The sequence below is a fragment of the Faecalibacterium sp. BIOML-A4 genome (assembly GCF_009679665.1).
Lineage (GTDB): Bacteria > Bacillota > Clostridia > Oscillospirales > Ruminococcaceae > Faecalibacterium > Faecalibacterium taiwanense.
The window spans coordinates 22,360-45,408 of the sequence record NZ_WKZG01000013.1; the positions used below are offsets into that span (position 1 = coordinate 22,360).

Below are 23,049 nucleotides of genomic sequence, written 5' to 3' on the forward strand. Positions count from 1 at the left end.
CTGTTGCAAAACAGCTCCATAAAGAAATAACGTATAAAAATGCCTCAGTATGGCAGGCGGAACAGGCTCACCACACTACCAACAAAGAAAAACAGAGCGTTCCCGACGGGGAACGCCCTGCTGTACATATCGCTATCGCATGTGGCTTTTGGCAGGGTGCGTCCGGGTGGACGCACCCTGTTTTTTTTACTATGCTTCATCGTTTTCCACACGAAGCATCCGGTATCCGACACCAACATGGGTCTGGATCAGATGCGGCGCATCCGGGTATCGTTCCAATTTTTTGCGCAGGGATGCCATATAAACACGCAAGGAAGCAATGTCATTTTCCTGCGTACTTCCCCATATTTGCTGTGTGATGGATGTATGCGTCAACACTTTGCCCACATTATGCGCCAGCACACACAGCAGTTTGTACTCGATGGGGGTCAGATGCACTTCATTCTCACCCAGCCAGACGCACCCGGCCGAGAAGTCGATCTTCAAAGGACCATTGACAAAAACCGGACTGTTTATGCCGTCAGAAGCCAGCAGATTCAATCGGCGCTGCGTTACACGCAATCTCGCCAGCAGCTCGTCCACGGAAAACGGCTTTGTCAGATAATCGTCTGCGCCGTTGTCCAGTGCCTCGATCTTATCAGAATCCTCGCTTCGGGCACTCAGGACGATGATGGGCAGGTTCGACCATGTGCGGACGCTGCGGATGACCTCGATGCCGTCTATATCGGGCAGCCCAAGATCCAGCAGCATGATGTCCGGATTGTGGCTGGTAGTCATCATGATCGCCGTTTCCCCATTGGAAGCAGTCAGATATTTATAGCCGTGGGTCTTCAGGGTCGTTGTGATCAGACACCGTACAGGAACATCATCCTCTACGACCAGAATGGACGGCTTATTCATGAATGTTCACCTCGCTTTGCGGCAATGCAAAGGAAAAGACACTGCCATTGGGAATGTTGTCACGCAGGGTCAATGTTCCGCCGTGAGCCGTCAAGATTGCACGGCAGAGGGGCAAGCCCAAGCCAAGGCTGCGGTGGCTGTCTGCGATGCGGCTCTGCCCGGTATAAAACATCTCGAACACCTGTGCTTTTGCGCGATCCGGAATACCGGGGCCGTTATCTGCCACTTCCACTACGACCTGATGGTCTTTCCGGTAAGCCGAAATCTGAATGACCGAGCCCATGGGGGTGTATTTGATGGCGTTATCCACCAGATTGACAACGACCTGCATGATCAGCCGTGCATCCACATTGACCAGAAGGATCTCGTCCCCATACTGTGTTGTGATGGTGTGTTCGCAGCTTTTCCGGTTGACATGATGCAGCGCTTCTTCGATCATTTCGTCCATCAGCTGCGGCGAGATCTGCAGATTCATCCGCCCATCCTCAATGCGGGTGATGGAAAGCAGATTTTCCACCAGACCGATCAGCCATTGTGCATCGTCAAAAATATCGGTGCAGATCTTGTTCCGGGTCTCTGTATCCAGCGTTTCTCCGTTGGAAAGCAGATTGCTGGCATTGCCGGAAATGGAGGTCAGCGGGGTGCGCAGGTCATGCGAGATCGTGCGCAGCAGATTTGCCCGCAGCTCTTCATTTTTTGCCTGCACGGTTGCCTGCTCTTTTTCCAGCGCATTTCTGCGGTTTTCGATGGCCAGTGCACCTTCGCCCAGAATGGAAAGCAGCACACTGTTTTCAAAGGCATCCAGCGGTTTTTCGGACAGATCGATCCCGATCACTCCAAATACGCCGCCTCCGGTCCGAAGTGCAAGATAAAGTCCCTTTGCATCCGGGTAGCTATCCGTGCCTGCACCGGAACGCTTTTTGTTGGCAAACGTCCAGTTTGCTGCATCCCGTTCTTCCGGTGCAGAAAAGATGTTTTGCGCCGTTTCCCCGTCAACTCCAAAAACCTGTTCTGCCCCAAGGCCTCCGTTTTGTTCCAGGTAGACGATCAGACTCCGGTTCAGCAGCTTCATCAGCTGGGATGCCGTCAGCGAAAAGATTTCTTCTTCACTTTTGGCTTTCTGTAAAAGCTGATTCGTATCAAATAGTACTTTTGTCCGGAATGCTGCCTGCGCAGACATTTTTGCATGGTCTTTCAACCGTGTCGTCAACGTACAGGTAATAATTGCAGAGGTCAGCATCAGGGCAAACGTAACCTGATAACCGGGGTCATACGCATGGAATGTCAGGTATGGCTCGGTCAGGAAGAAATTGTACAATGCTACACTGGCAACGGACCCCAGCACACCGCAGGTGTAACCGCTGGTACACAATGCGGTGAACAGCATCCCCAGCATATAGAGCATAATAATGTTATAACGCGCAAAGTCCAGCTGCAGGAAAAAGAAGCCGATGAGCGTGATGCAGCTCAGGATGCCTGCGGTGATCAGAAGATCACGGACAGACGGCAGAAGCGGACGGGTGAACAGCTTCCGTCCTGAACCGTAGCCGTTCTCTGCAGAAGCATCCGGGATGATGTAAATATCCAGATTAGGCGCAGTCATCGTCAATTTTTCAGTCAGTGACGGTCCACTCCAGAAATGGCGGCGATGTACGCTGGAGCTCCCCAGTACGATTTTTGTAATGCCGGAGATGCGGGCAAACTCTGCGATCTGCTGCGGAATGTCATCCCCATAGATCGTAGAGATGTCGGCACCTGCCTGCTCTGCCATACGAATGTGCTGCTGCAAACGCCGACGATCTTCTTGTCCCATCTGATCCGAATCCGGAGTCCGGACATACAGAGCTGTAAAGGTCCCTCCAAACGCCTTTGCCATCGTTGCTGCCGTCCGCACGATCTTTGCATTGGAGGGAGAGGACGACAGACACGCCAGAATATGTTCAGTGGGTGGGTCGTTCTGATTCATAAAAATCACCTGCCTTGCCCACAGTATAGCACAATTTGATGGTCACGACCACCAGCCACGTCTTTTTCCTTCCTGTTGAAGGATCTCCTTCCGCATGTGATCCAGCGCATCTGCTGCCCAAAAACCACTCAACATAACTCCAAGAACCATCAGTAACAAAACGACATCCATATGATCCGTCCTATCTTTTCAGAGCCGGAAACACTTCTGGATCGATGCGTATTTTCCCAAAACCAGCATACTTTCGTCCCGGCACAGCTGCGTATCCGGCGTAATGCTCATATCGAGCTTTCCGTCTTTTTTCAGCGCAAGAATATTGATGTTATACTTTTTTCGGATATTAATCTCACCGATCGTGCGATCCACCCATTCCGGCGGAATGGTCACTTCCATGATGGCGTGGTCGTCCTGCAGCTCGATATAATCCAGAATGTGTTCGGAGCTGTATCGGATCGCCGCCCACTTTGCCAGCTGCTTTTCCGGGTAGACCACTTCATCCGCACCGTTGCGCAGCAGGAACTTGGCTTGTACATCCCGCTCTGCACGCGAGACCACAAGCTTTGCTCCCAGCTCCTTGAGCAGCGATGTTGTTTCCAACGAACTCTGAAAATTGCCGCCGATGGTTACGATGCACACATCAAAATTGCCAACACCAAGGGAGCGCAGAAAGTATTCGCTGGTGCTGTCACCGATCTGTGCATTCGTCACATAGGAAAGCACGGCGTTCACACGGTCTTCGTTGCTGTCGATTGCCATGACCTGATGACCCAGCTCATTCAGTTCCTGCGCAATATGGCGGCCAAAACGGCCAAGCCCAATCAAAAGAATCGATTTCATACTTGTCTCCTTTATCCGATTGCGATCTTCTCCTGCGGCAGACGAGAGTGGGCAGGGCTGCTGCCAAATGCCGCATAGATCAATGTCAATCCACCAACACGTCCCAAAAACATCAGTGCGATCAGCACCCCCTGCGAAAGGACCCCCAACTGCGGCGTGATGCCCAATGTCAGACCCACCGTTGCCACAGCCGAAGCAGTCTCATACAGACAGACTGACATCGGCAATTGCTCTGCCGCAGCAATGACAAAGGCTCCGAGGAAGAACAGCGTCAAATACATCCCTGCGATCGTGGCAGCATTCTTGACCGCAGAACCATCTATGCGCCGCCCGAAAAATTCGGCATCTTCTCTGCGGCGGAAGGTCGCCCACATATTGGCCAGCAGAACGGCAAATGTTGTGGTTTTCATGCCGCCTGCCGTAGAGCCGGGCGAACCGCCTAACAGCATCAGAACCACCATCAATGCCTGTGAAGTGCTGCCCATCGCAGCAAGATCGGCGGTGTTAAAACCGGCAGTACGGGGGGTAACGGATTGAAACATCGACAATAAAATGCGCTGCCGGGCAGAGCCTGCCGTGAACTCGAAGCAATAAAAGTACAGCGTCGGCAATACCAGAAGAAATGCCGTTGTGACAAGAATCACCTTGCTCTGCATCCGGTAACGGTGAAAATCAAGGCGATATGTACAAATATCCTCCCATGTCAGAAAGCCAAGGCCGCCAAAGACGATCAGGGCCGCAATCACTGTGGTAAGCAATGGGTTTCCTGCATACCGTGTCAGCGAAACAAATTTTGCACCCTCTGTTCCCAGCAGGTCAAAGCCGGCATTGCAGAACGCCGAAATGGAATGAAACAACGCGTACCAGATCCCGCGCAGTCCATAATCGGCGCAAAATGTCGGCAGCAGCAGTGCAGCACCGACCAATTCAAACAGGGCGGTGATCCGCAGAATAAAGCCTGTCAGCCGCACGATGCCGCCCATCTGCGGGGCAGCGGTGGCTTCCTGCATCGTGCTGCGCTGCTTGAGGGAAATCTTTCGCCCGGAAAGCAGCGCAAAGGCAGCGCCCACCGTAATGACACCCAATCCTCCGATCTGGATCAGAAGAAGGATCACGCTTTGCCCAAAAGCCGACCAGTAGCTGCCGGTATCCTGAACCACAAGTCCGGTCACACAAAGGGCGGAGGTGGAGGTAAACAGTGCCTCATGGAACGGTGTGACGCACCGCTGCTGTGCAGCGATCGGGAGCATCAGAAGCAATGCGCCCACTAGATCGACTGCCGCAAAACCTGCAATAATAACCTGAAAAGAAGAAAAACGGTGCCGCTTGTAACGAGGATATTGAATCATAAAAGCTCCTTTACCTATCCGTGTGCATAAAGATTAGCATGGAACAGATAAAAGAGCCGTAAAGAAAATTGTAGAAGTATAAAGATTCCATTAAAATTGATCGATCAACTTTATTGTACCACGGTAGGTTGGCGGGCTTCAAAGGACATCTTTCACAAAGTTTTCCTCGTGCAATCTGCGCAGAATGCCCAGTACAATTCTTGTGCAAAACTGCCTTTGCAAATTCCAGACAGGCAGGCTATAATGATTTCGTACAACGAGTAGCACTCATGCGTAAAACCGGTTGCATGAGGGCTGCCCGTTGTTTTTATTTGCCCCAAAATGGAAAGGTAAGGTGAATCCCATGGAAAGCTCCAATCAATTTCTCGGCACGGAGCGCATCAGCAAGCTGATGCAGAAGTATGCGATCCCGTGCATTATTTCGCTTCTGGTCGGCGCACTGTATAACATCGTGGACCAGATCTTTATTGCAAACGCCAGCTATCTTGGCTCTTATGGCAACGCCGCCAACACCGTTGTGTTCCCGCTTACGGTTGTGGCACTGGCTATTGCCGTGATGATCGGTGACGGCTGCTGCGCCTTTGTCAGTATCAGCCTTGGGCAGAACGAGGTCCCCAAGGCAAAGCGGAGCGTCGGCAATGCGGTGGTGATGTGTCTGGTCAGCAGCATTGTGCTGGCCGCGCTCTATCTGGTTTTTGCGGACAACATTCTCGCCATGTTCGGCGGAACGGTCAACGCCGAGACCTACCACCACTCCCAGGAGTATTTCTTTTATATCACGCTGGGCGTGCCCTTTTATATGTTTGGGCAGGCCATGAACCCCATCATCCGCGCGGATGGCAACCCCCGGTTTGCCATGATCTCCACCCTTGCGGGTGCGGTGCTGAACATTATTCTGGACCCCGTTTTCATTTTCGGCTTGCGCTGGGGCATGATGGGCGCGGCGGTGGCTACTGTGATCGGTCAGCTGGTCACCGCAGCGCTGGCAGTGTGGTATCTGCTGCACATGAAGATCATCCGTCCTGAAAAGGGCGACTACCGGCTGAAAGGCTCCATCTGCGGCCGTACCCTGACCCTTGGCATGACCAGCTTTCTGTCCCAGATCAGTCTTGTGGCGGCTATGGCAGCCATCAACAACATGATCCGCAAATACGGCGCACTGGACACCGTGTTCGGGCAGGAGCAATACGCCCAGATCCCCATGGCGGTGGTTGGCATCGTGATGAAGTTCTTCCAGATCGTCATCTCCATCGTGGTGGGCATGGCGGCCGGCTGCATCCCCATAGTGGGTTTCAACATGGGCGCAAAAAAGCCTGACCGTGTGAAGGAACTGTTCACGAGACTGCTACTGGCAGAAGCGGCCGTGGGCGTTGTTGCGCTGGTGCTGGTAGAGTGCTTCCCGCGGCAGCTGATCGCCCTGTTCGGTGCTGCCAACGAGAGCGTCTACTACACAGACTTTGCCGTGAAGTCCTTCCGCATCTACCTGTGCATGATCATTCTGGCCTGTGTCAACAAGGCCTGCTTCATCTTTTTGCAGGCCATGGGCAAGGCAGTGGAATCCACCGCCCTGTCCATGGTGCGTGAGGTGGTGTTCGGCGTGGGCTTTGCCCTGCTGCTGCCTCGGTTCTTCGGGCTGGACGGCGTGCTGTACTCCATGCCCATGTCGGATATCCTCACCTTCCTGATTGCAGGCTATCTGATCTGCAAAACCTACCGTGAACTGAACCAGAAAGAAGAAGTCTAATGGAAAAACATATCATTACCATCATTGAAAGTCTTTCATAAGCTGTAATTTCCGGCAGTCTCAGAGCCGATAGTGCAAAACGCCGCCCGCCTGCGTTCCGTTACGCAGGTGAGCGGCAGTTTTTGTCAATGGAAATTTTTTCTCCCATCCCGGAACAGCAGTTCCACGCAGCCGATATCCATGTTACCCGCTGTTACTACGAAAGGGGAATTGTTGTGTGAAGCAAAATTAGCGGCAGCCTCCCGGTAGACATTCCTACGGGTTGGAAACCGCGGGCTAAGCAACAGCCCACCGGGCTGATTGCTTACGGCGCTGCGCGCCGCCGCCCTGTTCAAGTCCTCTTCCGCACCGAAAAAGAAAAACCAGTACACATTGTGTACTGGTTTTTCTTGGTGCAGTAAAGCAATCCAAATCCGAACCATTTTCCTTTGATGCGGCTTGGGCCGCTTCCTCAAACGTGATGGTCTGTGTACCTTCTTTATAGTTAAAGGTTATCAAAACCTTATCATCGTACAGATAAATCGAATTGATGAACGTATCCACCAACGCTTGCCTCTGGTCTTTCAGGCTCATGTCCAGTTTACGGAAGCGCATCAGCCAGAAACGGATAAATTCCTCTTTGATTTTTGGCTTTGCCAGCTTTTCTTCCGCAATGCGGGCTTCAAGCTCACGCTTGGTTTCTTCGAGCTGTTCCAACCGTTCCTTGGTGGAACTGGTGAGGATTCCGGCTTGAATTGCGTTGAGCATATTCTGGATACCCGATTCTGCATCCCGGAGCTGTTTCTCATAGAGAGGAAGGTTGGTGTTCTCTCGGTCTTGCAGCTCCATGACCTTGGCGATAATGGATTCCATGGCGGCATCGTCCCGGACAAGCTGCATGGTCTGGTTCACCACCAGATCTTCCAGCCACTGTTTGCGGACAGTTTTCTTCTTGCAGCCCTTCTTCTTTTTGGCCGTGGCACATTTATAGTAGCGGTGGACTTCTCCCGTCCGGCTTGTGCCGCTTTCGCCAAACATCAGCGCACCGCAGCAACCACAGTGCAGCTTGGTTGTCAGCAGGTAATCGTCCTCTGCCTTTCTTCGGGCAGGGGCTTTCTTGTTTTTGGCAATCTTTTCCTGCACATCATCGAACAGTTCCAGCGGCACGATGGGCGGAATCGCATCCGGCACGACCACATCCCGGAATTTCAGTTCTCCGATATAACGCCGGTTTTTGAGCATGTGCTCCACGCTGTTGTAAGTAAATTCGCCTCCGACCGGGTTCTTGATGCCGTTTTCATTCAGCCAGTCCCGAATCTCTTTCATCGTGAGGCCATCCCGATACTTCGTGAACGATTCCAGCACGAAAGGGGAGGCAAGCGGGTCGATGTGAAATTTCCGCTCGGAATCCAGCGTATATCCAAACGTTCCACGACCACCGTTGCAGCGGCCTTTCAGGATGTTCTCTGTCTGTCCACGGACAACCTTTTCGGCAAGGTCGGCAGAGTAGTATTCTGCATAGCCCTCCAGAACCGATTCCAGAATGATACCCTCTGGCCCCTCGGAGATGATCTCCGTAGCCGACATGAGCTTGACACCGTTCTTCTTCAGCTGGGTCTTATACCGGGCACTGTCGTAGCGATTCCGGGCAAAGCGGTCAAGTTTCCAGACCAGAACAATATCAAACAGCTTCTTGTCGCTGTCCTTTATCATCTGTTGGAATTGAGGGCGATTATCCGTCTTGGCAGAGATGGCGCGGTCAATGTAGTGCTTGACGATAGTGATGTCATTCTTTTCGGCATAGGCCGTGCATTCACGAATCTGGCCTTCGATGGATTCTTCGCGCTGGTTATCACTGGAATAGCGGGCGTAGATCACAGCGGTCATGGCAAGCACCTCTCTTTACACGTCATTGAACGGTGGAGCGTTCTTTCAAAGCACTGTTTCGTATAATGTATATACCATGTTTTGATGGAGAAATCAAGACTTTTTATTATCTTCAGTTTTTCTTTTTGAACAATTGACCCAACAGCCACCCCTCTCGTTGAAATGAGGTGACTGTTGGGCCGACTTGCTCGGATTCCTTTATTCTTCGTTTAGCTGGACGATGGTATTATAAAAGATTTTGTTTGGAATAACGACTTGAAGAACACCCTTTTTCAAAAGTGCTTCTATGCGTTTCATGACATACCAGTCACTTACCGGAGCAGAAATCGCTTTTAATACGTCTGCGGTAAGTTCACCAACCGAAATAGGAATTCTCGATACTAAACTAATAATTCTCTGGTCGAAATAATCTATGTTAACGCTTTTAACATCGTTCGCATGCCAAATACGCATGGAGGTGTTTTCGTTTAATAGCTTTCCCCATCTTTTGGCATACTCAGTAATAGTTTCTTCCGTCAAATACTTTTGTGAGATCTTATCGGTTTTCCCTTCCATAAATTCTTTCAGACCTTCTCTGGATGCAAGCAAAATTCTATTTGTACCATACTTTGCTGCATAGTAACAAATATAATAAATGCCGCACCAACAATCGGCAGAACTCCTGACCCAAACACGCAGTGGCTTATGATTTATCATATCACATTGAACCGCATTCGCTGTACCATGATATTTCGACCACAGTTGTCTAGCTTCAATTTGGCTGTCAGGATAATATTCTGAAAGGCAATTCACGAATTGTTTGCAACGATATTCTGAATCGCAAGCATATTGAAGTTCTCCCATTGATAACATAAACGGAAACAACTTTACACTTTCGACGATGCCTAAAGCTGCTAACATATTGACATCACTGGGTTCAAAAACAATTTCATCCATAGCTGGTCAAAATCATAATTTCGGGATGGTAACTTGTGTAGTTGCACTCCAATAGATTGGTTTGCTTGAGCCAACCACTCCAAAATAACACCCAACGCTGCAATCAAGATAAGTTCCAACATCATAGAAGTCATATGTATAGGTTGTATTATATATACTTTGTTCTGGAACTAGTGCTGTCGTTGAAAATGGGCAGCTTCGTTCGATGTTATCGGAATAGCTCGTGTAGTAATCCGTTCCTGAAACATTTTTTATTAAATCCGGGCCAATACCGACGGTAGTTCCACTCATATAAAAGCCCAATCCATTGGCCTTTGTATAAAGAACTCTCCATGTTCCATCAATATACGATACAACTCTTGAGCCGTCTGTATTAGAAACAGGAATGCGCATTGGAACCTCGGCCAAAACATAAAATCCGAGATTCTCTTGTTCTTGCACAGAAAGATTGAGAAGTTCTTCTATCGAATAATCATCGATCTTTCTCTTATTTCCAGTTGCAAATGCTGGCTGAATGGTCAGGAGAAATAAAACCGTGACCAATAGAATGGAAATCAGCCGTTTGATTTTGTTAGTCATAGTATACTGCCTCCTAATTTATTTTTTTTCTTCACTCAATACACTAAAGCTCCATTGGAATCACCTTCATTAAATTTTCCCCTTCAGGTGTATACTCCTCGGCAAATAAATGTGAACCATACAAATGCTGAAACTACTAGAATACTGCTGGAATAGAAAATATTGTGACCTTACACTGCTTTGGGTGATTACTTTGCTTTCCTTCATTGAATAGCTAGAACAACAGCTACTATCAAGAACAAAGTTGAAAGCCCAAGCTGAACCCATGCAATTTTTTCGTTTTCGGCATTGTTACAGCCTTTGGAGGATACTGCCACTTGGATATAATGCACTGCTACGATTCCATATGAGAAAAACAAAGAAGCCCAAGCATAAGGTACTGCGCTTTTATCTGTCAATCGGACAAGATTACTAGTCCATACTGAAATGCAGCCCCAAAGGGCAAAAGGAGCAATAAGAAAAAAGTTGCTTTTGCCTTTTTTCATTCTTAGCCTCCCACAGCTTGATGGTACGATTTTGTAGTATCCATAAGGTGTCCACCGGAATCATACGAATACAAAATATCATGATAGCAATGGGTAATGTCTATCATATGAGTTTAGTTGCGATCAAGCGATTCAGGGACATCCGGCTGATACGCTGTAAAGCAGCAGGTGCTATTCACACTTAAGACTGCAATCGCCATTGCAAAAGCACATGTAATTTTACTCAGGAAAAAAATCAGTTTTTGTGAATTCTGTTTCATATTGTCCTCCACATTACATAGAATACGTTACATCGACTTCATTGTTTGTTCCGCGAGGAGTTCCCTTCAGCCAGCAAGTATGAGAAGCAATACCATTATAAGCGTTACTGGTAAAGGTGAGTTTTGCCGAACTGGAGTTATACGTCAAACTTGCATCACTATATGTGGAACCCAAAGTTGTAATCGAATAGTCCCATGCATTTGTGACTTTGTTATTCGTCACTGTCATATAAAAATATGCATGAATCACCACTCCCTTATACGAAACCTTCCAAGAATTCGACGATTTCGCTACACGAGAAATTGAATTGTCCACTGACTCGATAGTAATAGTTGCTGGATCACCATTACTGTCAACTACCGCAATTGCGAGCTTCTCGTTTGCCTTCAGTTGATCGAGATTGCTAAAAGTAACAACATTGTTCTTAACGGTAGCTTTCGGTGAATTCGATTCAGCGAAGGCAGACTGAACGCCAAACGACATTACAACCGCAATAAAAAGCAGACTCGCCGTAAGTTTTTTGATGAATTTTCTTGTACTCATGATCACATTTTCCTTTCCTTATTTTGATTTGATTGCTTTTACGACTAAATAAATGACCAGTATGCCGATGCAGAGCGAAATAATTGTCAATGCCTCTGCCGTTGCATTAAGGCAAGCACCAATAAAATAAACCAATACCAAAAATGCAACAAAAGCGATAAGAAGCAGCACCCATTTGTTTTTTTTCATGTTATCACCTCCCTATCTACAAAAGTTGGCATTAAATTTTTGTTGAACCAAAGGAATTGTTGAGAATACAATCAATACCCATTTGGAGAGATAGTAGCAAACTACATGACGTGTATACGGAAGCACATTAAAAATGGCAAGCAGGAAATCTATTGACGAAAGAACAGATGCGACCATCTTGTAACTTGACCGCTTCTTTTCACTTAAAGGCTTATTCTTTGCTTCGATAGGTGAGAGAAAGATAGAGATGCCCAAAAGAGCTACTGTTGTCAGGATACGGAAAAGGTGATTTGCTGCGATTGCCTTACTTAGCAAAATGCAGATAAGTGCCAGTCCGGAGAATGCCAAATAGCATCTGGTGTGCGATGTTGCATGGTATCCGCCAATGTAGATTCGCTGTGGGATAAACCCAATCAAAAATGAAAGTGCGTACCGCACATCACCACACACAACAGCGATTAAAACAACAAGCAGAACGCTCACAACAGATGATATGAGCAACTCGTACCCATAGACATACGCATCCGCCTTTGCTTCATCTATCACTTTTTGCTCGCAGAAAAGACGGACTGATTTTTGAGACAGCGTGCGTTCCCACATTGCAGTTGCGCCACCTTATCTTCTGATTTTTGCTTCACTGTATCATAAATTTCAGCAAAATCAAGAGGTTTGGCAAAACTGGTCGTTCTGGTGACAAAAGTGGTAGGTCAGGCTACTTGTAAGGAGCCTTTGCACAGTCTATAATAGTAGCAGGACATTATTTTGTGGAGGTTGTCGAAATGCTGAAGTACCACGTTGCAGTCTGCGATGATGAGAAATCAGACCTTGATGGCATTGTTCAAAGCGTCCAGCAGTACGATGTGCAAGGCTGCTTTGACATTGAAACTTACATGGATGGAAACGAACTTCTGAGCGAATTGCAAATGCAGAAGAAATCCTTTGATCTGCTTCTTCTCGATATCGAGATGCCATCCAACGGTTTTCAGCTGGCGCAGTCTTTGATTCAGATGGAGAAGCATCCTTTGGTGGTATTTGTCACGAAGCGGCATGAGTACGCTGTGCAGGGATATGGCATTGCATTCCGCTACCTTGTCAAACCTTTGGATCAGACGCTGTTCGCTGCGGCAATGGATGCCGTCCTTCAGGAACTGAACTCCAAACATTTCACGATCGAATACGATGGTGTTACCATGTCCTTGGAAACATCGGACATTTACTTTCTGGAAAGCCACGGACATAAAGTTCTGATTCACTGCAAGGAGCAAGACCTTACATTGCGAATGAGCATTCCTGAAGCCTTGGAGCAGCTTCCCAAACGGTGCTTTGTGTCACCACACAAAAGTTATCTCGTCAACATGGAACACATTGTTTACGCTACGGGAACCGCTGTTTTTCTTTCCAGCGGACATCAGCTGCCGATCAGCAGGAGGAAGCGTCAGGAGTTCAATCAGATCTTCAACGCTTATTTGGGAAGATGATGCTTTATTATTTCGTTGAGTTTGCAGGGAGCTTTGCCAACATTGCCCTGTTGCTGCTTTTTATCGGTCGGCTGTTTCCCAAAAAGGAGCCCGTCTCAAGGTGGTTCTATGCCTATGTTGCACTCTTGATTGCTGGGCAGTGTGCTTTGAGTTTATTCCCGGATTGGGTGACGCAGCGCACGATCTATCTTTTAGTTGGCGGATTTTTCCTTGCATTGCTGTTCTATGAGGTTCGACCGTGGCAGGCGGTTTTTGCAAGCGGAGCTTTCTTCACACTGATTGCTTTGGTGGAAGTGCTTGCAATGCTTCTGATTGGGCTGCGTATCCCGGATACCGACATTCTAATGCAGGCTGGGGCAGCACGGTTGGTCTATATTGTTTTTTCAAACCTGATTCAAATTCCACTCGTAGTTCTGATTTCACATTTTTTCAGCCGAAAGGGAAATGCTCTGCGCATCCTATGGATGTTGCCGATCATTGCGATTCAAATCGCAAGTATCGCGGTCTGTTATGTGGCACAGTATCATGCTGCGGATGATTATTTCCCTGATTATATGGTCGGCCTTATGGCTGTACTTCTCCTTATAAACATCCTGATCGTGTTCTATGTGGAAGCTCTCCGGGAAAATGAGCTAGAAAAATTCAAAGTCAAGTTCAATGAGCAGCAGTACAACCTTCAAATGGAATACTACCAGCAGCTCAAAGAACGTCAGGAAGAAGTCCGTTCTCTACAGCATGATGTGAAGAAATACATTCTGGCGATGCAGGCAGTTGCAGAACACGGTGATACCGAAGAACTTCACAAGATCGCACAGGCCGCCACGAATGTTTTCGAGCGTTCCACAAATATTTCTGCTGTCGGAAATCCTGTTGTTGATGCTCTTTTGAATTATTACTTACGAATTGCGGAAAGGAATAACATCAAAGTCAAACTGGATGTGACGATTCCTGAAGTTCTGACGATCTCATCGTTGTCTTTGAGCATCATCATCGGAAACACATTTGACAATGCCATTGAAGCCTGCTGCGACTTGCCAGCAGAACAGCGAATCATTCATCTACAGCTGCGCAAGCAGTATCGCAGTCTCTTTTACCGGCTTGAGAATCCATACAGCGATACCGTTCGCAGCATCCGCATCGGAGAGTATCACGGTTACGGACTAAAGAACATAAATCGTATCGTTCAAGAGAACCATGGCGACTTCTACACAAAGAAGAAGGACGGTGTGTTTACCGTCCAAGTCCGCCTGAACTGCGAAAATTAAAACATTCTTCTAAAACGCAGCCTTGCTTTCGCTTGTACTTTGTGTGTTTCGTTCATCTGATGTATTCATTATCCTGAAGTGTTGACACGCATTCGTACTTATGTTATCATTCCCAACAAATCCACAGAGATTTCTGTAAAGAAACGATTCTGTGCGGTTTTATTTCCTGCGAAGATTTACCGCCCCGCAACACACCCGATCATTTTGCCGTCTGTTTCACCCGACAAAATCCTTCGCCTGTACTGCGTGGGCGGTATTTTTCTTTTCCGGGGAAGATTGCACCTTGAAAATTTCATGAGCCGACCGAACGTGATACCGGCTCTCCAGTCAACGCCGCTGCAAAACAGGGGCAGGAACTTCGTTCGGGGCAAACGGCGATTCACATATATGAGCAGTGGAACTCTCTACTTATTTTTGCGTCTTAACAATTCGGAAACAACTTTCGGAAATACGTTTTGAGCGCAGCAGTGGAGAGCAAGAACCGTCCCGTGGCCACAAATTTTCAATTCTTGAAAATGTTGTGCTCCACTGGGACTTCACTTCTGCAATGCGTCTGCATTTCCGAAGTGATCTTGTTGGGGTAGCGCTTGTCGGGGCAACGCCCCTCCATCTGCTGTCGCAGACCGCGCTGCCGCTTAAAAGCCCCACTGGGGCTTTCATTGCTGCGCTGCGCTTCGCAAACGCGGTCCCACCCCAAACCCTGCTCATCATTCGTGCCTTACGGCACGAATGGAACGGCGTGTCGTGCTTACATAACTTCACCGAGGAGTTATCGAACAGACAGGAGGTACAATGACCAAAACGAATGTTCAATCGACCCCTAGCAATTCCCAGCACCACGACACGCCGAACAACAAAACAAATAAAGAGCAGACCGTTCTTCTTTCACACACCCATTAAATAATTTTCCTGAATCCGCTTGACGAATATTACGGTTAGTGATATATTTATTACAGTAACCGTAATAAGGAGGCAAACCATGCGCGACAATGCAAAAGGTGGCGCGCTTACAGAAGTCACCTTTTATATTCTGCTCTCTCTTTATACACCAAAACACGGATACGCTGTTATGCAGTTTATTGAAGAAAAAACAGACGGACGGCTTTCCCTAGGCGCAGGCACTTTATATGGAGCATTAAATTCTTTGCAGGACAAGAAGTGGATTGAACCTTATGGAGATAGTGAGGGAAGAAAAAAAGAATACCACATTACAGCACAGGGAAAAGAAATTGCAGAAAAAGAGCTTGCAAGACTAAATGAACTTGTAAGCGTCGCAAGTGAAATTATTGGAGGTGCAGTATGAGTAAAAAATGTTATCGATTTTTTGGCGGATTGCTAAATGCACAGGCAAAATGGTTAAACAAAATGTCCGAAAAAGGCTATCAACTTGTTCGGACGGGAACACTTTTATACGAATTTGAGAAATGCAAGCCCGATGAAGTGACCTATTGTGTAGAGTTTATCGGAGAAAAATCAAAAGAGAACGCAACGGACTACGCTGATTTCTTGGAGGATATGGGCTACAAGGTATTTTTCAAAAACATCAATCTAAACTATTCTGTTGGAAAAGTTCGTTGGCGCCCATGGGCAGAAAGGGGCGGTCGTATTGCGACAAACACAACAACTTTTAATCGAGAAATATTGATTGTAGAAAAAACAAATGATGGAAAGCCTTTTGAACTCCATACCTCTTATGACGATAAAGAAAAATACTACCGCAATTTGCGTAACCCATGGCTATTCCTGCTGCTCCTATTTGCACTGTTTGCGATTATCAAGCATTCTATTGTCTTGGGTATTTTTTCATTGGTTTCTGCAATTCCCAGCATTCTATACCAGCTCCAAATTATAGATGTCCGACAAAAAGCTAAAACGTGGGAAAAATAAATAACAATCAAGAGGGTGACAGCTTTTGTTGTCACCCTCTTGATTGTTATTTATAGAAATACAAAAAAGATTGCTCCGCAGCCTTTGAAGAACAGCACCGTGCAGAACTGACAGCATACCGGACGGCAGCAGCCTATCTCAAGGCAAACAACATCACGAAGCTGCCCAGCCCGAAAAAGCTGGAAGTCGAGTATGCGCAGCTGGCATCCGAAAAGGCAAAGTTCTACGAGCAGTACAAGGAAACCAAGGAAGAACTGCTCAAACTGAAAACCGCAAAGCAGAATGTTGTGTCCTTTTCCGGGAGGAAGAACAGACGCAGCAGGAGAGATAAAGGAGTGTGCGTATGATCAACTTGAAAATCGACCCGGAGTTTCAGTCCCAGATTCCCCCTCTGACCGATGATGAATTTAAGCAGCTTGAAGAAAATATCCTCAAGGAGGGCAAGCTGATTTCTCCTTTGATCGTTTGGGGTAACACCCTTGTTGATGGCCACAATCGTTATGAAATCGTTCAGGAGCATCCCGAAATTTCTTTCTCCACCATGCCGCTCCCGTTTGAAAGCAGAGAAGAAGTCCTCGCATGGATCTGCAAGAATCAGCTGGGGCGGCGCAATCTCACGCCGGAGCAGAAGAAGTTCCTCATTGGAAAGCAGTACAGTGTGGAACATCGGAAGCCCGGTGGAAACGGCAACAATCAGCACACGGCTGCTGCCAAGAAAACCGCCCCGGAGGAATTGTGTCAATTTGGCACAATTCCTCCCACCTCTGCGGAAGCGAGCATCCGCAAGCAGATTGCAGAGCGGAACAACGTCAGCGAATCCTACGTTGCCCGTTCTGAAAAGTTCATGCACGGCGTAGAGATCCTGGAACAGATAGTGCCCGGTATGCAGGAAAAAATCCTGTCCGGGCAGTTCAAAGTCCGTGATGCCGATATGCACCGCCTTGCCAGAGCTGATTTTCCGAACCGCAAGCAGATCGTGCACGAGATTCTGCACCCGGAGGACCGCTCTGCTCCGCAGTCGAGCTACTCACACTACTCTGAAATCAACTACTCTGCGCTGGAAGCTGCCGTCCGGCGCATCCAGCAGGACGTTGATTTTCTTATGCGCTACCTTCCCAATGTGCCCGATGATGCCTATGTGAAAGTGGAAACCACGAAGATTCTCAAGCAGCACAAGGCGTATATGGCACAGTTTGAAGAAATGCTGAACGATGAAAAAATCGCATAACGACAGGCACTTGTAAGCCATCAACGAGCCACCAGCCGCAAGTGCAGGGCGGAAAGCATCCGCGCCCTTGCGCCTGACATGAAATTGGAACTTTGATTTTCTCGCCCGGCTTTGCCACAGTGGGACGATCAAAGGAGCGTGCGTTTGAACAAAAAGAAAAAGTCCACAAACACTTCCCCCTATCCCGATGAAGTCATCGAACGTCTGGCACGGGCATTCTACCCGGCCATCCTTGCCTGCTGGAACAGCGAGGAAGGGCAGCGGGAGTTTGCCGCGTGGCAGGCGGAACAAGTTCATCACGCCGCCAGCAAAGAGAAACAGAGCGTTCCCGACGGGGAACGCCCTGCTGTACATATCGCTATCGTATGTGGATTTTGGCAGGGTGCGTCCGGCAGGGCGCACCCTGTTTTTGTTTTGTTCTCAATCTTCTAACCCGTGATTCCCAGCCGCATTCTTCAAATATTCTTCCGGCTCGCCGTTTAGAATCAGGTCTGCATACACCAGCGGGTCATTGTAGATGAGGTAGTCCAGTTCCGTCCTCTGCGCCATGGTCACGTCCAGTGCATCCTCGACCCCGGTGCAGTCGATGGAAATCTTTCTCCCATCCCGGAGCAGAAGCTCCACGCATCCGATGTCCATGTTGAAATGGCAAGCTCTTGCATCATACTTCATGTTTGTGTCCTTTCCGCCTTACGGCACTCTTACTGTTGTGACCTTCGTGATACGGTCTTTCTTCTGATAAGGTTTTGGACACACAGCCGTAAGGGAAGAGCCATTGTTCTCGTTTCCGAAGAAAACAAAAAATCCGAGCCCTTCTCCTATCGAGAAAAGGTTCGGATTTTCATGGTTTGGTGCGGATAAGAGGACTTGAACCTCCACCGAGTTGCCCCGATTAGAACCTGAATCTAACGCGTCTGCCAATTCCGCCATATCCGCATATTCTGTTTTGTTTGCGAGCTGTGTTGCTCGGAACGATAGTTATTATACCAGATATGGCAGAATTGTCAAGCATTTTTTCAAAAAAACTTTTTCCTCACTACAAAACGTCATACTTTCGCGAAAAAAGCCCTCTGCAGGCCGATTTTCCGGCGGTGCAGAGGGTCGGAGTTTCTTTGTTTTTTCTTCATTTTCTTCAGAAGATCAGACTCTGCCCCACACAAGCCACAGGTACGCATAGCCTGCCAGCACGGCGGCCAGCGTAAAGGGCACGCCGATGCGCAGGAAGTCGCGGGTGGTGACGGTCTCGCCGTTTTTGCGCAGAATGCCAATGGCCGCGATATTGGCCGAAGCACCGATGGGGATCAGGTTGCCGCCCAACGTTGCACCGGTGAGCAGGCCGAAGTAAAACACATAGGGTTCCACGCCCACGCCATCGTTCATCAGGGCGGCGATGCTCTGCACCACCGGCAGCATGGCGGCCACGTAAGGGATGTTATCGATGAAGGCCGAAAGCACCACCGACACCACCACCAGCAGGGTGAACAGCCGGAAGGGGCTTTCCCCTGCCACGGCATGGAACAGCCGGGCTGCTGCGTCGATAACACCCGCCGCGTGGATGCCCGCGATCACGATGAACAAGCCAAACAGCAGCAGCAGGGTGTCGCAGTCCAGCTCGCCCAGCACATGCGCCAGCGGCTTTGCCGACCCTGCCCGCAGGCAGGCGCGCGCCACGCCAAACAGGCACAGCCCCATGCACACAAGGCCGCTGCGCAGCTCGTACACCGTGTGCAGCGGCCCGGCTGCAGGCTCCGGCAGGAAGGATGCCGCAATGAGCAGACCTACCGTCAGCAGCATCAGGGCAGTGGGCACATCGTCCTCCACCTCAGTCTCCACCTTTGCAGCGATAGGCTGGGTCTCGCGGCGGAACAGCCACAGCAGCACTGCCAGCGAAGCAAGTGCGCCCAGCTCCACGCCCCAGAAAATGCCCGGACGGCCCCGCATCCAGAAGAAATCGAAGAAATTCATGTCGGCAAAGCTGCCCAGCAGGATGCTGGTGGTGTCGCCCACCAGCGTGGCCGCGCCCTGCAGGTTGGAGGACACCGCAATGGCAATGAGCACCGGCACCGGCGAGATCTTCAGCTTGCGTGCAATGGCAAGGCCCACCGGTGCCACCATGAGCACCGTGGCCACATTGTCCACAAAAGCACTGATGACACCGGCGAACAGCGCCAGCATACACACCGCCCACTTGACATCCGGCACACAGACGATAAGCATTTCCGCCAGGCGGGCAGGCATTTTGCTCTCGATGAACAGTGCCACCGTACCCATGGTGCCCGCCATCATGAGCAGCACATTATAATCCACGGCCTGCAGCGCGGCGCGGAGTGAAAACTCGTAGACCCCTGCCTCGCCCAGCACAATAAAGAGCACCGCACTGCACAGTGCCACCCACGGGCGGTACTGCTGCAGCCACAGCATCAATACATAGGTAACAGCAAACAGGATCAGTGCAAGTATCATTCGTTGATCTCCCCGCTGCGGGCATCCTCGTCGATCATGCGGTAGCCCACGCCCAGCTCATTGAGGATATAGGCATTGCTGCCCGGACGGCTGCCCAGCTTTTTGCGGATATTGGCCATGTTCACCTGCAGCTTTTTGGTGCTGCCGATGTCGGTATCGCCCCAGATGGCCTTGACGATGGCCGCATAGGTCATCACGCGGCCCGCGTGCTGGGAAAGGAACGCTACGATGTTGTATTCGGTCTGGGTCAGCTTGATCTCCTGCTCGTCCACGAACACCTTACGGCGGTCATAGTTGATGCGCATTCCCTGTGCGCGGAACTCACCCGCCGGGGCATTGCCGCCGTGCATGGCACTGTAGCGGTTCAGCCGCAGGGCAGCGCGCACGCGGGCCAGCAGTTCGCCGGTGCTGAAGGGCTTGGTGATGTAATCATTGGCACCCAGATCCAGCGCTTCGATCTTATCCATCTCGTCGGTGCGGGCCGAGAGCACCACGATGGGGGTCATATACTTCTGCCGCACGGTACGGATGAATTCCAGCCCGTCCCGGTCCGGCAGGCCCAGATCCAGAATGACCAGATCCGGGTTGTGGGAGGCGAACAGAGTCAGGCCCATGGTACAGGTATGAGCCACCAGAGCCTGATAATCGTTGGTGGTGAGCAGCGTTTCGATAAAGCTGCAGATATTTGCCTCATCCTCTACGATCAGGACCTTGAATTTGTTATTGCTCATCTTCTGCATCCTCCATTTCAATTTCTTCGGTCTCCAGCCAGAAGCGGATGGTCGTTCCCTCACCCAGACGGCTCTCGGCCTTGATCTCGCCGCCGTGCGCCTTGATGATGGCCGCACACACCGAAAGGCCGATGCCCATGCCGTGCTTGCGGCTGTCTGCCGGTACATCCGGGTCGGTGCCGGAGAACAGCGTTTTCAGCCGTTCTCTGGGGATGCCGCAGCCATCGTCCGTCACCTCGAACACCGCACGATTGCCCACCGTGAACACCTTCAAGGTCAGTTTTGTCATGCCCTCGGCGTGCAGAGCGGCATTTTCCAGCAGGTTCATCAGCACCTGCTGGATCAGCATGGAATCCATGGGGATCACGATAAAGGCATCCGGCGTTTCCAGCTCCACCGGGATCTCCGGGTAGCGCTTGCGGAACTTGACCAGCACCGTATCCAGCAGTTCGTCCAGCACAGTGGGGGTCTTTTGCACCGTCACCTTCTCGCTGTCGATGCGGGTGACGGAAAGCAGATTCTCCACCATGCGGGTCAGCCACTGGGCATCGCTGCAGGCTTCGCCAAGCAGTTTAATGGTCTTTTCCTTATCCAGCGAGTCATAATTTTCGATCACAGTGGAGCAGGCACCGTAGATGGAGGTAAGCGGGGTGCGCAGATCGTGAGAAACCGCGCGCAGAAGGTTTGCACGCATCTTCTCCTTCTCGCTTTCCATACGCAGCTGTTCCTGCTTTTTGATGCGGGTGGTAAGGGTGCTGGTCATGATGGACACCACCAGCATCACAAGGCCGGAGAACAGGTTTTCCGACAGGGTAAAGTTGAAGGCGAAATACGGTGAGAGGAAGGCAAAGTTCACAGCCAGCACGCTGATGAGCGAAGCCGCCACGCCCCACGCATAACCTTCTGTATACATAGAGGTGACAAATACCGCCAGCATAAAGATAAGCATTGCTACGCCCTCAATGCGGCCCATAACGGCCTGTGTAAGCATCACCATGGCATAGGCGGCGAACAGAGCCAGCAGCATTACGGTGGCATCCCGCACAAGCGTCTGTTTTTTCATGCACATTCCCCTTCCCAAATAATATATTCCGTTTCCCGCATTATACCATAGAAAAACTAAAGATACAGTAAAAATCCTTTGCCGTAAAGAGGGACGCGATTTGACACTCCCTCTCCCCCGTAGTAGAATAGCCTTATCAACACTTTATCTCACTGGATCAGGAGTAACGATATGCTGTATTTCGAGAACGACTACTGTGAGGGTGCACACCCCGCGATCCTGCAAAAGCTGGCCGAGACCAACTTTGAAAAGGTGCCCGGCTATGGCACCGACCCCTACTGCGCCAGAGCCAAAGCAAAGATCTGCGCTGCCTGCGGCTGCCCGGATGCAGACGTGACCTTCATCTCCGGCGGCACCCAGACCAACGCCATCGTCATTGCGTCCATGCTGCAGCGCTGGCAGGGCGTGATGGCTGCTGCCACCGGCCATGTGGCTGCACACGAAGCCGGTGCCATTGAGTATACCGGCCACAAGGTCATTGCCCTGCCCGCCCACGAGGGCAAGGTGAGCGCCGCCGATGTGCGCGACTGGTGCGCCACCTTCTATGCCGATGCCAACCACGACCACATGGTGTTCCCCGGCATGGTATATATCTCTCACCCGTCCGAGTACGGCACCCTGTACACCAAGGCTGAGCTGGAAGAGCTGCACGCTGTGTGTCAGGAGTACCACATGCCCCTGTTCATGGACGGCGCACGCCTGGGCTACGGTCTGATGGCCAAGGGCACCGATGTTACCCTGCAGGATATCGCCCGCCTGACCGATGTGTTCTACATCGGCGGCACCAAGGTGGGCGCGCTGTGCGGCGAGGCCGTGGTGTTCCCCCACGGCGCACCGGCCCACTTTATGACTATGGTCAAGCAACAGGGCGCGCTGCTTGCCAAGGGCCGTCTGATGGGCCTGCAGTTCGATGTGCTGTTCACCGACGATCTGTACACCCGCATCAGCCGGAACGCCATCGAAACCGCAGACCGTCTGAAGGAGGGCCTTGCTGCCAAGGGCTACCGCTTCTATATGGAGTCGCCCACCAATCAGGTGTTCCCCATTCTGGAAAACAGCCAGCTGGAAGCGCTGGAGCCACTGGCAAAGTTCGGCTTCTGGGAGAAGTACGACGACACCCACACCGTGATGCGCATTGCCACCAGCTGGGCCACCCGCATGGAGGAGATCGAGCAGCTGATCGACCTGATGTGACCCTGCCGAAGATTTTCTGCCGGTTTTTTGCGGGATACCAATTGCAATTCCTTTCACAATGTGGTATCTTTTGGGTAGACCAATG

The 23,049-nt window shown here is 50.1% G+C and carries 24 protein-coding genes, 1 tRNA gene and 1 pseudogene; 9 read left to right on the forward strand and 17 right to left on the reverse strand.

Annotated features, from left to right (window positions below):
* Positions 1–189 precede the first annotated feature (189 nt).
* From GKG34_RS09770 to GKG34_RS09785, 4 genes are all read right to left on the reverse strand, one after another.
* Positions 190–900: a response regulator transcription factor gene (locus GKG34_RS09770; RefSeq protein WP_097781477.1), complete on the reverse strand. Its 711-nt coding sequence runs from the start codon at positions 898–900 to the stop codon at positions 190–192.
* Positions 893–2,866 carry a DUF4118 domain-containing protein gene (locus tag GKG34_RS09775; protein ID WP_154256107.1) on the reverse strand — a complete coding sequence of 658 codons (1,974 nt, stop codon included), beginning with the start codon at positions 2,864–2,866 and terminating at the stop codon, positions 893–895. The genes GKG34_RS09770 and GKG34_RS09775 overlap by 8 nt, the downstream gene beginning before the upstream one ends.
* A 189-nt stretch (positions 2,867–3,055) precedes the next feature.
* A complete protein-coding gene (locus GKG34_RS09780) occupies positions 3,056–3,703 on the reverse strand; it encodes a TrkA family potassium uptake protein (RefSeq protein WP_005943335.1) in 648 nt (215 codons plus the stop codon).
* A gap of 11 nt (positions 3,704–3,714) precedes the next feature.
* The gene (locus tag GKG34_RS09785; RefSeq protein WP_097781474.1) at positions 3,715–5,052 is read right to left on the reverse strand and encodes a potassium transporter TrkG; all 1,338 of its coding nucleotides are present in this window, start codon (positions 5,050–5,052) and stop codon (positions 3,715–3,717) included.
* A 343-nt stretch (positions 5,053–5,395) separates the two neighbouring features.
* Between GKG34_RS09785 and GKG34_RS09790 the strand changes: the two genes are divergently transcribed.
* Positions 5,396–6,796 carry an MATE family efflux transporter gene (locus tag GKG34_RS09790; RefSeq protein WP_005943341.1) on the forward strand — a complete coding sequence of 467 codons (1,401 nt, stop codon included), beginning with the start codon at positions 5,396–5,398 and terminating at the stop codon, positions 6,794–6,796.
* Positions 6,797–7,072: 276 nt separating this feature from the next.
* Here the strand turns inward: GKG34_RS09790 and GKG34_RS09795 are convergent, their stop codons facing one another.
* The 8 genes from GKG34_RS09795 to GKG34_RS09835 all read right to left on the reverse strand — a co-directional run bounded on the left by GKG34_RS09795 (position 7,073) and on the right by GKG34_RS09835 (position 12,255).
* Positions 7,073–8,662 (reverse strand): recombinase family protein, encoded by a 1,590-nt coding sequence (locus GKG34_RS09795; protein WP_154256108.1) that lies wholly within the window; start codon positions 8,660–8,662, stop codon positions 7,073–7,075.
* Between the two features lie 198 nt (positions 8,663–8,860).
* A complete protein-coding gene (locus tag GKG34_RS15890; RefSeq protein ID WP_223387800.1) occupies positions 8,861–9,598 on the reverse strand; it encodes a DUF3658 domain-containing protein in 738 nt (245 codons plus the stop codon).
* 12 nt (positions 9,599–9,610) lie between these two features.
* The gene (locus GKG34_RS09810) at positions 9,611–10,177 is read right to left on the reverse strand and encodes a hypothetical protein (protein WP_005934531.1); all 567 of its coding nucleotides are present in this window, start codon (positions 10,175–10,177) and stop codon (positions 9,611–9,613) included.
* 203 nt (positions 10,178–10,380) lie between these two features.
* Positions 10,381–10,662 (reverse strand): hypothetical protein, encoded by a 282-nt coding sequence (locus tag GKG34_RS09815; RefSeq protein ID WP_005943373.1) that lies wholly within the window; start codon positions 10,660–10,662, stop codon positions 10,381–10,383.
* 113 nt (positions 10,663–10,775) lie between these two features.
* Positions 10,776–10,922 carry a cyclic lactone autoinducer peptide gene (locus GKG34_RS09825; RefSeq protein WP_081027705.1) on the reverse strand — a complete coding sequence of 49 codons (147 nt, stop codon included), beginning with the start codon at positions 10,920–10,922 and terminating at the stop codon, positions 10,776–10,778.
* 13 nt (positions 10,923–10,935) lie between these two features.
* Positions 10,936–11,466, reverse strand: a complete 531-nt coding sequence (locus tag GKG34_RS09830; RefSeq protein ID WP_005934533.1) for a DUF5626 family protein — start codon at positions 11,464–11,466, stop codon at positions 10,936–10,938.
* Between the two features lie 18 nt (positions 11,467–11,484).
* Entirely contained in the window at positions 11,485–11,655 is a 171-nt protein-coding gene (locus tag GKG34_RS15690) for a hypothetical protein (protein WP_005924488.1), read from the reverse strand.
* A gap of 12 nt (positions 11,656–11,667) precedes the next feature.
* Positions 11,668–12,255: an accessory gene regulator B family protein gene (locus GKG34_RS09835; protein WP_005924490.1), complete on the reverse strand. Its 588-nt coding sequence runs from the start codon at positions 12,253–12,255 to the stop codon at positions 11,668–11,670.
* Positions 12,256–12,434: 179 nt separating this feature from the next.
* Between GKG34_RS09835 and GKG34_RS09840 the strand changes: the two genes are divergently transcribed.
* From GKG34_RS09840 to GKG34_RS09875, 7 genes and pseudogenes are all read left to right on the forward strand, one after another.
* Positions 12,435–13,133 (forward strand): LytTR family DNA-binding domain-containing protein, encoded by a 699-nt coding sequence (locus tag GKG34_RS09840; protein ID WP_005924492.1) that lies wholly within the window; start codon positions 12,435–12,437, stop codon positions 13,131–13,133.
* Positions 13,130–14,398, forward strand: a complete 1,269-nt coding sequence (locus GKG34_RS09845; protein ID WP_154244615.1) for a GHKL domain-containing protein — start codon at positions 13,130–13,132, stop codon at positions 14,396–14,398. The genes GKG34_RS09840 and GKG34_RS09845 overlap by 4 nt, the downstream gene beginning before the upstream one ends.
* Before the next feature lie 792 nt (positions 14,399–15,190).
* Positions 15,191–15,262 (forward strand): annotated as a pseudogene (locus GKG34_RS16140) (mobilization protein); the annotation flags it as partial.
* A gap of 115 nt (positions 15,263–15,377) precedes the next feature.
* A complete protein-coding gene (locus tag GKG34_RS09855; RefSeq protein WP_154244614.1) occupies positions 15,378–15,701 on the forward strand; it encodes a helix-turn-helix transcriptional regulator in 324 nt (107 codons plus the stop codon).
* Positions 15,698–16,285 carry a DUF2812 domain-containing protein gene (locus tag GKG34_RS09860; protein ID WP_154244613.1) on the forward strand — a complete coding sequence of 196 codons (588 nt, stop codon included), beginning with the start codon at positions 15,698–15,700 and terminating at the stop codon, positions 16,283–16,285. Before GKG34_RS09855 ends, GKG34_RS09860 begins: the two co-directional genes overlap by 4 nt.
* Before the next feature lie 343 nt (positions 16,286–16,628).
* On the forward strand, positions 16,629–17,513 hold the full coding sequence (locus GKG34_RS09870) for a hypothetical protein (RefSeq protein ID WP_154256109.1): 885 nt from the start codon (positions 16,629–16,631) through the stop codon (positions 17,511–17,513).
* Positions 17,514–17,651: 138 nt separating this feature from the next.
* Positions 17,652–17,945, forward strand: coding sequence for a transposase (locus GKG34_RS09875; RefSeq protein ID WP_347563451.1), 294 nt, complete (start codon positions 17,652–17,654; stop codon positions 17,943–17,945).
* Here the strand turns inward: GKG34_RS09875 and GKG34_RS09880 are convergent.
* From GKG34_RS09880 to GKG34_RS09900, 5 genes are all read right to left on the reverse strand, one after another.
* On the reverse strand, positions 17,934–18,185 hold the full coding sequence (locus GKG34_RS09880) for a DUF6061 family protein (RefSeq protein ID WP_154256111.1): 252 nt from the start codon (positions 18,183–18,185) through the stop codon (positions 17,934–17,936). The genes GKG34_RS09875 and GKG34_RS09880 overlap by 12 nt on opposite strands.
* 177 nt (positions 18,186–18,362) lie before the next feature.
* A tRNA-Leu gene (locus GKG34_RS09885) sits at positions 18,363–18,449 on the reverse strand.
* A gap of 204 nt (positions 18,450–18,653) precedes the next feature.
* Positions 18,654–19,976, reverse strand: a complete 1,323-nt coding sequence (locus GKG34_RS09890) for an SLC13 family permease (RefSeq protein WP_154256112.1) — start codon at positions 19,974–19,976, stop codon at positions 18,654–18,656.
* The gene (locus tag GKG34_RS09895; protein WP_044954127.1) at positions 19,973–20,707 is read right to left on the reverse strand and encodes a response regulator transcription factor; all 735 of its coding nucleotides are present in this window, start codon (positions 20,705–20,707) and stop codon (positions 19,973–19,975) included. The genes GKG34_RS09890 and GKG34_RS09895 overlap by 4 nt, the downstream gene beginning before the upstream one ends.
* Positions 20,697–21,770, reverse strand: coding sequence for an ATP-binding protein (locus tag GKG34_RS09900; protein ID WP_097775006.1), 1,074 nt, complete (start codon positions 21,768–21,770; stop codon positions 20,697–20,699). The genes GKG34_RS09895 and GKG34_RS09900 overlap by 11 nt, the downstream gene beginning before the upstream one ends.
* A gap of 171 nt (positions 21,771–21,941) precedes the next feature.
* On the opposite strand from GKG34_RS09900, the gene GKG34_RS09905 reads away from it, so the two are divergent.
* Positions 21,942–22,964 carry an aminotransferase class I/II-fold pyridoxal phosphate-dependent enzyme gene (locus GKG34_RS09905; RefSeq protein ID WP_154256113.1) on the forward strand — a complete coding sequence of 341 codons (1,023 nt, stop codon included), beginning with the start codon at positions 21,942–21,944 and terminating at the stop codon, positions 22,962–22,964.
* Positions 22,965–23,049 lie beyond the last annotated feature (85 nt).